Genomic DNA, 10,352 nt, shown 5'->3' with positions numbered 1-10,352 from the left:
GCGGATCGATCCCCGCCTGAAGCCAGCCTGCGCGCGCTCCAAGAGGCTGCCGGCCWGCGGCCGGCACTACCGTGCCTGTCTGCCGGAGGAACCTGAGCCCCTCCGGCAACACAGTTGCTACATGGACGTACTTGCGGCGTCCCCGCACTCCGGCACCGCCCCGCCATCCCACGGAATGCACGCTGTTGCCGTTGCTGTTGCTTCGGCTGTTGCCGTTGCTTCTGCGGGTGCAGGGCGCAGCCCTGCCGACCAACCCACTACTTGGCGGCCGCGATCTGCTTTTCGATGTCCGCGGCCGTGACCGGGCCCAGGAAGCTGTGCGCCAGCTTGCCCTGCGGATCGATGAGATGCGTCAGCGGCAGGCCGCGCGGCGTGGCGAAGTCCGCCGGCGGGTCGAACGGGTCGACGATCACGATCGGATAGGTCACCGGATGCTTGGTCAGGAATGCCTGCATCTCCGGCGCTTCGATGTCCTCATACGCCAGGCCGACCACTTCAATGTTGCTGCGCATCGCATGCAGCGCCGACAGCTCGGGCATTTCCTTGCGGCACGGGGCGCACCAGGTCGCCCAGAAGTTCACCACCACCCACTTGCCGCGATGCGCGGCCAGGTCGTAGTCGCTGCCATCGACCGCCTTCATCTTCAGCGTCGGGAACTCGGCGGTGGTGCGCTCGGCCGGGGTTTCCTCGACCGGCGCCGGCGTGGTCGGCGTCGGCGCCTGTGCCGGCGGCTGGCTGCTGGCCGGGGTCGGCTCCTGGGCCGGCTTGCAGGCCGCCAGGGCCAGCAGCAGGGTCAACGGGAGCAACAGCGGCAACGGGGTCTTGCGGGTCATGGCATGTCTCCGGAATCGGTATAGATGTCACTGACCTTGCGCTTGAGGCGTTCGCGCAGGGGCAGTCGCAGATCGTCCAGCGCCGCCAGTGCGGCACGGCCCAGGCTGTCGTCGCGGTACGGCAGGTGCTGCTCGGCTACCGGGATGCGCAGCTGGGTGCATTCGTACAGATCGGCCAGGCTGACCTGGTCCAGGTCGCGCGACAGCAGCCATTCGCCACGTTCATCGCGGCGCAGCAGGCCGATCTCCTGCAGGTTGCAGGCCAGGTCCTGCAGCAGCGAATCGGTCAGCATCGGCTCCAGCCGCAGGATTTCATCATCGGCCAGGCCCTTGCCCTTGGCACGTGCATGGTGGAAGCGGCCCAGCAGGCGCAGCAGGCCATAGAACTCGTAGCCCTGCGGCAGGCGCAGTTCCACCGGCTGGTAGCGGAAGGCGGCCATCGACGAGGACAGCGACGCGCCCAACAGCACTGCCACCCAGCACAGGTAGATCCACAGCAGCAGGATCGGCACGAAGGCCACCGTGCCATACAGCTTCTGGTAGGACTGGAAACTGCCCAGATAGGCGCCGATGCCCCATTTCACCAGTTCCAGGATCACCGCCGCCAGGATCGCGCCGGGCACCGCGTGCCGCCATTTCACGGTGTGGTGTGGCACCACCCGGAACATCAGCGTGATGCAGACGAACTCGATCAGGATCGGCGCCAGCCGCAGCGCGAACTCGGCCAGCCAGCGGCCCTCCTGGGTGCCGAACAGCGGCATCGCGAACACCCGCGCCGACACCGCCAGCGAAGCGGCAGCGAGCATTGCGCCCAGGGTCAGCACGGTCCAGTAGACCAGGAAGCGGGTCAGCTTGGGCCGGGTCGAGCCGACCCGCCAGATCTGGTTGAAGGTCTCTTCAACACTATTGAGGGTGATCAGCAGTGACACCACCAGCGCGATGAAGCCGGCGGCGGTGAGCTGGCCGGCACTGGCCGAGAACTGCCGCAGGTAGCCCTCGGCCGCGCGCGCGGCGTTGGGCACGAAGTTGGAGAAGACGTAATCGCTGAGCTGGTCGCTCCAGCGGTCGAAGACGGGGAAGGCCGAGAGCACGCCGAACACCACGATGGCCAGCGGCACCAGTGCGAACACAGTGGTGTACGCCAGCGCCGCCGCTGCCTGGAACAGGCGGTCGTCGAGGAAGCGATGCCACAGGAAGCGGCCGAAACTGATGGCCCGTGCGCGATCCCGCGCGCGCTCCATCCACAGGTTGAGCGTATCCAAAGGTTCCATCGGTGGAAGGGTACCCGATGCGGAATGCTGGCAGGATAGCCATACTGGTGGCCACACGACGAGGAGAAGCGGGCACGATGGGCGAGATTCTGGTGCTGTACTACAGCCGGGGCGGTTCGGTGGCACGGCTGGCGCGCCAGATCGCGCGGGGTATCGGCGAAGTGCCGGGCATGAGCGCGCGCCTGCGCACGGTGCCGCCGGTGGCCGCGGTAACCCAGACCGCGCAGCCGCCGGTACCCGACGATGGCGCCCCCTATGTGAGCGTGCAGGACCTGGTCGAGTGCCAGGGCCTGCTGCTCGGCAGCCCCACCCGCTTCGGCAACATGGCCGCCCCGGTCAAGCATTTCCTGGATGGGCTGGGCGCCGAATGGGTCAACGGCACCCTCTCGGGCAAACCGGCCGGCGTGTTCACCTCCACCGCCTCGATGCACGGCGGGCAGGAATCGACCCTGCTGTCGATGCAGGTGCCGCTGCTGCACCACGGTTGCGTGATCGTCGGCATCCCGTTCACCGAACCGGCGCTGAGCCACACCACCAGTGGCGGCACGCCGTATGGCGCCAGCCACGTGGCCGGCGCCGCCGACGACCCGCAGCCAACCGACGACGAGGCCGTGCTGGCCCGTGCGCTCGGCCGCCGGGTAGCCGACATCGCGCAGCGGTTGGCCCGATGAGCGCCGCGCCGCGCACGGTCCTGCTGCTGGCCCTGATGGGGCTGGCCGCGCTGTTCGCCGGCTGGTTCATCAATGACAAGCACTGGCTGGCCACCCAGCTGGTGTTCACCGCGCCGCCACTGGCGCTGGCCATCGCACTGCGCCTGGGCTGGCGCAAGGCCGGTTTCTGGGCCTCGGTGCTGGCCCTGGGCTGGTTCAGCCACGGCGTGATGAGCGCCTGGAGCCATCCGGAGACGCGCTGGCTGGCGCTGATCGAGATCGCGCTGGCGCTGCTGGTGATCTTCAGCGCCAGCCTGCCCGGCCTGCGCGCCCGCTTCGGCAAGCGACGCTGACGCTGCGGCCGCCGGGCCGTATCATCTGTGTTCCTGGCCCCGCGCCGCTGTACCTGTCCTGGTTTCGCGCATGCACATGATGGAAGAGCTCCTGGTCGTCACCACCGGTGGCACGATCGACAAGATCTACTTCGACGACAAGTCGGACTACCAGATCGGCGACCCCCAGATCGGCATGATCCTGCGCGAGCTGGGCGTGACGTTCCGCTTCAACGTGATTCCGATCCTGCGCAAGGATTCGCTGCACATCAACGATGAAGACCGCGAACTGATCCGCGCCACCATCGCCGCGCAGCCGACCCGCCACGTGCTGGTGACCCACGGCACCGATTCGATGGTGCAGACCGGCAAGGTGCTGGCGACGATCCCGGACAAGACCATCGTGATGACCGGCGCACTCAGCCCGGCGCGTTTCCGTGGTTCGGATGCGGAGTTCAACATCGGCTGCGCGATCGGTGCGGTGCAGTCGCTGCCGAGCGGCGTGTACATCGCCATGAACGGCCGGATCTTCGACCCGCAGCACGTGCGCAAGAACGTGGCCGCGAACCGCTTCGAGTCGGTCTGAGGAACAGCGTGCCGACCAAGGTCGGCACCCACCATGGCGCGGCGGCACGTACCACCGCCGGCCCCATGCAAAAACGCCCCGGCCTAGGCCGGGGCGTGCCCATGGAGAGGGGCTTGGGCTCAGTACTGGGCGTTGAGGGTCACGCCCGAGAAGGTGCTGTAGGCCTTCACCCGCACATACCAGGTGCCGGCAGCGGGACTGTTGATGGTGCAGGTCTCGCTGTTGCCGCTCAGGTACGGACGGCAGGTGTAGGTGGTATCGGTCGGGGCACTGCCCTGGCGCACGTACAGGTCGGCATCACCGCTGCCGCCACTGATCGCCACGCGCAGCTGGGTGCTGCCGGCCGGAACCGCGACGGTGTAGTTCAGCTCGGCACCGGTCGCTGCGCCCAGGCCGGTAACCGGCACGTTGTTCTGCAGCACATTGCCACCCGGGTTCGGGTTGCCGCCACCGTTGATCGCCGCAGCCACGGCGGCATTGGCGTCGATGATGCCGGCACCGCAACCACCCGAGCAGGCGCCCGGCAGCGGACGTGCCGTGCTCTTGATGATGCTCTCGACCTGCGCCGGGCTCAGCGGGCTCGGGGCGACCGACTGCATCAGTGCGACCACGCCAGCCACGTGCGGCGCCGCCATCGAGGTGCCGTTGTACGAGGCGTAACTGGCGCTGCCCGGCGTGGTGGTGCCGGTGTTGAGGGTGGACAGGATGCTCTGGCCCGGTGCCGAGATGTCGATGCCGGTGCCGTAGTTGGAGAAGCTGGCACGTGCACCGGCCGAGGTGGTCGCCGCCACCGCGATCACGTTCGGGCAGTTGGCGGGCACCGACGAGGACACGTTGGTGTTGCTGTTGCCGGCGGCCACCACCACCGTGGTGCCACGGCCGACCGCGCCGTTGATCGCATTCTGGTAGGTGGTCGAGCAGCTGCCGCCGCCGCCCAGCGAGAGGTTGATGACCTCGGCCGGATTGGCATTGGCCGGCACGCCACTGACGGTGCCACCGGACGCCCACACGATTGCGTCAGCGATGTCGGAGGTGTAACCGCCGCACTTGCCTAGCACGCGCACCGGCACGACCTTGGCGTTGAATGCGGTGCCAGCCACGCCGCTGGCGTTGTTGGTCACCGCCGCCACGGTGCCGGCAACGTGGGTGCCGTGCCAGCTGGAGTTGGAGGCCGGGATGCCTGAGCCACACTCGTTGGCGCCGTACCAGTCGCCTTCATCGTTCGGGTTGTTGTCGCGGCCGCCACCATCGCGCGCCATCGCTGCGTCGCTGATGAAGTCGTAGCCGGGCAGGATGTTGGCGTTGAGGTCAGGATGGTTGGTGATGCCGGTGTCGATCACCGCCACGACCACGCCGGTGCCGGTCGACTTGTCCCAGGCCGGCTGGATGTTGATGCCCGCGTTGGACGTACCGAAGCCCCACTGTTCGCTGAAGCGGGTGTCGTTCGGGGTCAGCGTTGCGCGCATGATCTGGTCGACTTCGACGTATTCCACGTTCGGGTCGGCAGCCAGCTTGCGCATCAGCAATTCGGATTCGGCCTGGTCGAGCGGACGGTCGGTCCTGACCAGGGTCGGGCCGACGGCCAGCTTGCGGACCTCCTGCAGGTCCAGCGCGCGGCCCTGGCTGCTGGCCAGGCCAGCGGCGGCCGTCTTCAGCGACGAAGCCAGCGCAGTGGTATTGGCCACGGCGGCGCTGCCGTCGCGGTACTTCACGATGAAGCGCTGGTGCGTCGGCGCGGACTGCAGGCCGCTGAGCTGGACATCACCGGCCAGCGCAGGCGTGGCCAGCAGCAGCGATGACAGAACGGACGCACCAAGGACCACCCACACTCGACGCACACGCGGTTGCGTTACCTGGGACATCGTATTTCCCTTTCTTGTGGTGTGAATGCCGGAATCGGCAGAAGCACCGGCCCGAACCGTGGGCTGGCTTGCATTGGCGAGGTTCGAAGTCCGGTGAGTCAGCGGATCCCCCTAACGATCCGCCGTGCAGATGACGCTAAAGGCCGAAACCGGACACCACAAGATTTTCAGCGTCTTTTCAGCAAGATGAAATGTTCGTTCTGAGACTTTTCGGGTCGAGGGTTTGTGAAGGTGAAGGAACTTTCTCGTGTCCTGCACAGACCTGACTGGGTCGTCACGTGTCCTGGAATGACTTTGCCGACATCGGCGTCGACTGCCCGCACCATCGGTCGCGCAGCATCCGCACGGTGCCCTGCCCGCTGCGTTGGACGCGCTGGCTAATTCGCCTGCGCAACGCCGGCAGGCCGGATACGCTGCCCCTTGACCGGTTCACCGCGTACAACCGGCTGGCCATCGGCCACGTAGCCGGAGAACTGTGCCGGCAGCGCTTCGCCGACACCGAACACGGGCCCGGCCTGCAGCTGATAGTGCAGGTGCGGCTCGGACGAGTTGCCGCTGTTGCCACAGTCACCGAGGTGCGCGCCACTGCGGACCACCTGTCCCTGGGCGACGCGCACACTACCTTGGCGCAGGTGCGCCAGCACCGAGTACTCCTCATTGCCGTGATCGAGAATAACGCGGTTGCCGGTGAGCTGGGCGGCATTCATCTGGCCCGGCACGTTGTCGGCGACCCCCTCGATCACCTCCACCACCGTGCCGTCGGCCGGTGCGAGAATCGGGCGACCGAAGCAGTAGTAGTCATCGTTGCGCAGGCCATCGCCACGGTGCGAACGGCCATCGCGGATCATCAGCAGATCCAGCGCGAAGCGCTGGCCGGCATGGGCCGCATGGTAGTTCTGTTCGACAGTACGCCCGCCCCAGAACACGAAGTATTCATCGTCGAACGGCAGTTGCAGCCGTGTGCGGGTCTGGTAGTCGAGGAACCCGCTCGCTGCGGCCTGCGGCGGCGTGGTCTGCAGCGGGCGGATGTAGAAGCCGCCGATCCGCCCGTCGGCATCGATGGCCCACAGCACCTGGATCAGGTCCGGGCTCCTGGCGAAGCGCGCCTGCCGCAGATAGGTGTCGAATCCATCAACCTTCTCGACCTTCTCACTGACCAGCTCGGTTTCTGCGCCCCAGCCCGCCAGCACCTGCTCGCGCAGCGCCACCAGGTTCTGCGGGGACTGCAGCCCCGCCTGCATCTGCGGCGTCATCCGTTCCCACAGTGCGTCGATGTGCCCTTCGTAGAACTGCGTGGTCAGCGCAGCTCCCTGTTGGCGCGGATCTGCAGCCGCAGCCGCGCCGATGAGGGCAGAGAAGGAAACAACCAGAACTGCAAACAGGCGCGGGAGCAATGTCATGTCAGGCGTCCTTTCGATCCGGATCGGGAATGCCGGCAACGATCGCCGCCAGCTGTGTGCGGTACTCGGCCAGGGCAGTGCGGCCCATCGGCGTCAACTGCAGGGTGGTCAGCGGGCGCTTGCCGCGGAACGACTTGTCGATGGCGACCAGTCCAGCAGCCTCCAGCTTGCTCAGATGGCTGGACAGGTTGCCCTTGCTCAACCCGCTGAGATGTTCGACAAAACCGAACTCGGCGGATTCGGCACCTGCCAGGATCGACAGGATCAGCAGGCGTGCCGGCTCGTGGATCAAGCGGTCGAGCTGGAGCAACGCTCTGGAATCAGGCAGCTGGGTCATTCGACGTTCGTCCGCGCCGCCATGAACGCGCGCATCTCCACCTGCAGCCGCTGGAAGCGCTGGTGGTCACGCCAACCGACCACGATCAGCGCGATGGATGCCAACGGGAACACGGCGGTGCTCGGGCCGAAGCCATACGCCTGCCCGGTGAAGGCCAGCGCGGCCTGGCACAGCAGGAACACGCCCACGATGAACTCCAGCGGCGTACGCAGCCAGCGCCACACCATCCAGGGCAACAGTGCCACCACGACCAGATAGCCGATGGCGCGCAGATCCCAGGGCAACTCGCCCATCGGCACCATCCGGGGCAGCACGCTGCCGATCACCAGCACGCTTACCAGCGCGGTGAAGGCGATGAAGAAGCGCTGGAAATTGCGTTCAACCGGCGTGACCTGCTCCTCGACCTGGCCCAGCCGCTGGTAGTAACGGCGTGCCAGCCATTGCTTGCCGACGATCCACAACACCGGCAGGGCAATGAGCACGATGCGCAGCGCCAGGGTGGTCGGCAACAGGGCGCCGGCAAGGAACGAGGCCAGGCAGGCGAAGCCGCCTGCCATCGCCGACAGGCCCCCGGCACTTCGCGAGTACCGGGAGTAGTCACGGGTCAGCGCCTGCAGGCGCGAGGAAGGATCAATGACGGACGGCTGCTGCATGACACGCTCCACCGGGGTCGCTTGAATTCAGTTTGCATCGCAAACCTATTTGCGTCAAGCAATCACCTGCCGCGGTCTGGCGGGCGGGCCCACAACGCAGAAAGCCCGTCACTGGGACGGGCTTTCCGGAAAACCGGCCGAGCGTGGGCTCGGCTCTACAGTGGACCGCGGGCGATCAGCCCAGCTTGACCAGCCAGTTGTGGCGGTCCGGCAGGCGGCCGTACTGGATGTCGGTCAGTTCCTTGCGCAGCGACATGGTCACCTCGCCGGCCGGGGCGTTGATGTCGCCCACCGAGAAGCCCTCGCCCTTGAGCTGGCCGATCGGGGTGACCACCGCAGCGGTACCGCAGGCGAACACTTCGGCGATGTCACCGGAGGCCACGCCATTCTTCCACTCGTCGATGGTGACCTTGCGCTCTTCGACCTTCATGCCGCGGTCGCGGGCCAGCTGCAGGATGCTCTCGCGGGTGATGCCCTCGAGGATGCTGCCCGACAGTTCCGGGGTGACCAGGGTGCCGTCCTTGTAGACCAGGAACACGTTCATGCCGCCCAGTTCTTCCAGGTACTTGCCTTCGACCGGGTCGAGGAACAGCACCTGCGAGCAGCCCTGCGCCTGCGCCTTCTGCTGCGGCAGCAGCGAGGCAGCATAGTTGCCACCGCACTTGGCGGCGCCGGTGCCGCCCTTGGCCGCGCGCGCGTATTCGGTGGACAGCCAGATCGACACCGGGGCGACGCCCTTGGCGAAGTACGGGCCGGCCGGGCTGGCGATGACGTAGTAACCGGCCTTGTGCGCGCCGCGCACGCCCAGGAAGGCTTCATCGCCGATCATGAACGGACGGAAATACAGGCTGGACTCATCAGCCGACGGCACCCAGGCGCTGTCCACGGCGATCAGCTGCTTCAGCGATTCGACGAAGATCTCCACCGGCAGTTCCGGCAGCGCCAGGCGCTGCGCCGAACGCTGCAGGCGACGGCCGTTGGCATCCGGGCGGAAGGTCCAGATCGAACCGTCGGCATGGCGGTAGGCCTTGATGCCCTCGAAGATCTCCTGGCCGTAGTGCAGCACGGCCGCGGCCGGGTCCAGCTGCAGCGGGCCGTAGGCACGCACGTTGGCGTTGTGCCAGCCGGCATCCTTGTCCCAGCGCACTTCCACCATGTGGTCGGTGAAGTGCAGGCCGAAGCCCGGCTTCTCCAGGATCTGGGCGCGCTCTTCAGCGCTGCGCGGGTGGTCCGAACGGGTGACGGCGAAGCTGGGAATGGACTGGGACACCGGAGATTTCCTGTTCTGGTTGCGGGTAATGCCGGGCCCGCGTCACTGCGGGCCGTGGGTCAAAGCATGCCGGTCTCGAGCCGGGCCGCCTCGGACATCATGTGCTGGTTCCACGGCGGGTCGAACACCAGGTCGACGTCGGCCTCGGCCACCGTCGGGATCATTTCAAGCTTGCTGCGCACGTCGTCGACCAGGATGTCGCCCATCCCGCAGCCCGGTGCGGTCAGGGTCATCTTCACGTCGATCTCGCGCTGGCCCTCATCCAGGTGCTTGATCTCGACCTCGTAGACCAGGCCCAGTTCGACGATGTTCACCGGAATTTCCGGGTCGAAGCAGGTGCGCAGCTGCTGCCACACCAGCTGTTCCACCTGTTCATCGGTGGCATCGGCAGGCAGTTCCAGCGGTGCCGGTGCCTCCTTGCCGATGGCGTCGCCATCCTTGCCGGCGATGCGGAACAGGTTGCCCTCGACGAACACCGAATAACTGCCACCCAGCGCCTGGGTGATGTACCCATAGCTGCCGGCGGGCAGGGTCACGGTATCGCCCTGCGGGACCATCACGGCCTCGCAATCGCGTTCGAAGTGGACAGGTTCGCTGCTACGGGAATACATGGGGACCGATATGGGGCCGTGGCCGGGGCCACGCAAGACGGCATTCTAGCCCAGCCGCCCCGGCACCGCCGGTGCACCGCCGCAAACCACAGTATCCTGTGGGTGATCTTCAGGGAGCTTCGATGTCCTCCAATGCCGCGCGTGCCAGGACCGTGACCTGGCTCTGGCCCATCATGCTGTTGCTGGGCCTGGTTGTTGCTCCCCTTGCCTGGATGGTGCTGGCACTGATGACCGGCCGGCAGGTCGGCTGGATGGCGGTACTGACCGCCCTGGAACTGGTGTTCATGCTGCGCATGGGTACGCTCGGCCCGGGCCGCCTGCGCATCGCGCTGGTCATGCTGGGCACCCTGCTGGTGGCCGCCGTGGCCAACTGGACCATCGCCAGCGCCTGGATGGGCGGCTCGATCGGGCTGGACCTGTGGGACGCCAGCCTGCGCATGGGCCCGCACCTGGCCTGGACGCTGATCACCCTGGCCAATGGCGCCGTGGAATGGCTGTGGCTGGCGCTGGGCCTGGCCGTGGGCGCCTGGCTGGCGCGCTGAGCGCG

General features: G+C 67.0%; 12 protein-coding genes. 4 read left to right on the top strand and 8 right to left on the bottom strand.

What is annotated here, in order from left to right; translation table 11 throughout:
* Positions 1-257: 257 nt before the first annotated feature.
* The gene (locus tag D7T59_RS20045; protein WP_180853371.1) at positions 258-833 is read right to left on the bottom strand and encodes a TlpA family protein disulfide reductase; all 576 of its coding nucleotides are present in this window, start codon (positions 831-833) and stop codon (positions 258-260) included.
* Positions 830-2,104 (bottom strand): YihY family inner membrane protein, encoded by a 1,275-nt coding sequence (locus tag D7T59_RS20040; RefSeq protein ID WP_019338135.1) that lies wholly within the window; start codon positions 2,102-2,104, stop codon positions 830-832. Before D7T59_RS20040 ends, D7T59_RS20045 begins: the two co-directional genes overlap by 4 nt.
* A 77-nt stretch (positions 2,105-2,181) precedes the next feature.
* Between D7T59_RS20040 and wrbA the strand changes: the two genes are divergently transcribed.
* The 3 genes from wrbA to D7T59_RS20025 all read left to right on the top strand — a co-directional run bounded on the left by wrbA (position 2,182) and on the right by D7T59_RS20025 (position 3,672).
* On the top strand, positions 2,182-2,775 hold the full coding sequence (gene wrbA / locus D7T59_RS20035) for an NAD(P)H:quinone oxidoreductase (RefSeq protein WP_005408181.1): 594 nt from the start codon (positions 2,182-2,184) through the stop codon (positions 2,773-2,775).
* Positions 2,772-3,107 carry a DUF2069 domain-containing protein gene (locus D7T59_RS20030; RefSeq protein WP_049408967.1) on the top strand — a complete coding sequence of 112 codons (336 nt, stop codon included), beginning with the start codon at positions 2,772-2,774 and terminating at the stop codon, positions 3,105-3,107. The genes wrbA and D7T59_RS20030 overlap by 4 nt, the downstream gene beginning before the upstream one ends.
* Positions 3,108-3,186: 79 nt before the next feature.
* Entirely contained in the window at positions 3,187-3,672 is a 486-nt protein-coding gene (locus tag D7T59_RS20025; protein WP_010481766.1) for an asparaginase domain-containing protein, read from the top strand.
* Between the two features lie 119 nt (positions 3,673-3,791).
* Here the strand turns inward: D7T59_RS20025 and D7T59_RS20020 are convergent, their stop codons facing one another.
* The 6 genes from D7T59_RS20020 to sufT form a co-directional block, all read right to left on the bottom strand.
* Positions 3,792-5,534: a S8 family peptidase gene (locus tag D7T59_RS20020; protein WP_180853370.1), complete on the bottom strand. Its 1,743-nt coding sequence runs from the start codon at positions 5,532-5,534 to the stop codon at positions 3,792-3,794.
* Between the two features lie 377 nt (positions 5,535-5,911).
* A complete protein-coding gene (locus D7T59_RS20015; protein ID WP_180853369.1) occupies positions 5,912-6,934 on the bottom strand; it encodes a M23 family metallopeptidase in 1,023 nt (340 codons plus the stop codon).
* 1 nt (position 6,935) lies between these two features.
* Positions 6,936-7,271 (bottom strand): transcriptional regulator, encoded by a 336-nt coding sequence (locus tag D7T59_RS20010; RefSeq protein WP_012510131.1) that lies wholly within the window; start codon positions 7,269-7,271, stop codon positions 6,936-6,938.
* Positions 7,268-7,924 (bottom strand): hypothetical protein, encoded by a 657-nt coding sequence (locus D7T59_RS20005; protein ID WP_180853368.1) that lies wholly within the window; start codon positions 7,922-7,924, stop codon positions 7,268-7,270. The genes D7T59_RS20010 and D7T59_RS20005 overlap by 4 nt, the downstream gene beginning before the upstream one ends.
* 175 nt (positions 7,925-8,099) lie before the next feature.
* Positions 8,100-9,194, bottom strand: a complete 1,095-nt coding sequence (locus D7T59_RS20000; RefSeq protein ID WP_099552729.1) for a branched-chain amino acid aminotransferase — start codon at positions 9,192-9,194, stop codon at positions 8,100-8,102.
* 59 nt (positions 9,195-9,253) lie between these two features.
* Positions 9,254-9,805, bottom strand: a complete 552-nt coding sequence (gene sufT, locus D7T59_RS19995) for a putative Fe-S cluster assembly protein SufT (RefSeq protein ID WP_012479222.1) — start codon at positions 9,803-9,805, stop codon at positions 9,254-9,256.
* Between the two features lie 122 nt (positions 9,806-9,927).
* Here sufT and D7T59_RS19990 point away from each other — a divergent pair, with 122 nt between their 5' ends.
* Positions 9,928-10,347 carry a hypothetical protein gene (locus D7T59_RS19990; protein WP_164138359.1) on the top strand — a complete coding sequence of 140 codons (420 nt, stop codon included), beginning with the start codon at positions 9,928-9,930 and terminating at the stop codon, positions 10,345-10,347.
* The last annotated feature ends 5 nt before the right edge of the window (positions 10,348-10,352 follow it).

The organism is Stenotrophomonas maltophilia, assembly GCF_013464915.1.
GTDB classification, from domain to species: Bacteria; Pseudomonadota; Gammaproteobacteria; order Xanthomonadales; family Xanthomonadaceae; genus Stenotrophomonas; species Stenotrophomonas maltophilia_AT.
Note: the sequence above shows the minus strand (reverse complement) of the source record. Positions and strands in the feature narration are given on the sequence as shown.

Bases quoted from the DNA above. Each gene is read 5' to 3' on its own strand.
- sufT (WP_012479222.1), bottom strand. From the start codon at position 9,805: ATGTATTCCCGTAGCAGCGAACCTGTCCACTTCGAACGCGATTGCGAG.
- D7T59_RS20040 (WP_019338135.1), bottom strand. From the start codon at position 2,104: ATGGAACCTTTGGATACGCTCAACCTGTGGATGGAGCGCGCGCGGGAT.
- D7T59_RS20005 (WP_180853368.1), bottom strand. From the start codon at position 7,924: ATGCAGCAGCCGTCCGTCATTGATCCTTCCTCGCGCCTGCAGGCGCTG.
- D7T59_RS19990 (WP_164138359.1), top strand. From the start codon at position 9,928: ATGTCCTCCAATGCCGCGCGTGCCAGGACCGTGACCTGGCTCTGGCCC.
- D7T59_RS20020 (WP_180853370.1), bottom strand. From the start codon at position 5,534: ATGTCCCAGGTAACGCAACCGCGTGTGCGTCGAGTGTGGGTGGTCCTT.
- D7T59_RS20025 (WP_010481766.1), top strand. From the start codon at position 3,187: ATGGAAGAGCTCCTGGTCGTCACCACCGGTGGCACGATCGACAAGATC.
- wrbA (WP_005408181.1), top strand. From the start codon at position 2,182: ATGGGCGAGATTCTGGTGCTGTACTACAGCCGGGGCGGTTCGGTGGCA.
- D7T59_RS20015 (WP_180853369.1), bottom strand. From the start codon at position 6,934: ATGACATTGCTCCCGCGCCTGTTTGCAGTTCTGGTTGTTTCCTTCTCT.
- D7T59_RS20010 (WP_012510131.1), bottom strand. From the start codon at position 7,271: ATGACCCAGCTGCCTGATTCCAGAGCGTTGCTCCAGCTCGACCGCTTG.
- D7T59_RS20045 (WP_180853371.1), bottom strand. From the start codon at position 833: ATGACCCGCAAGACCCCGTTGCCGCTGTTGCTCCCGTTGACCCTGCTG.
- D7T59_RS20030 (WP_049408967.1), top strand. From the start codon at position 2,772: ATGAGCGCCGCGCCGCGCACGGTCCTGCTGCTGGCCCTGATGGGGCTG.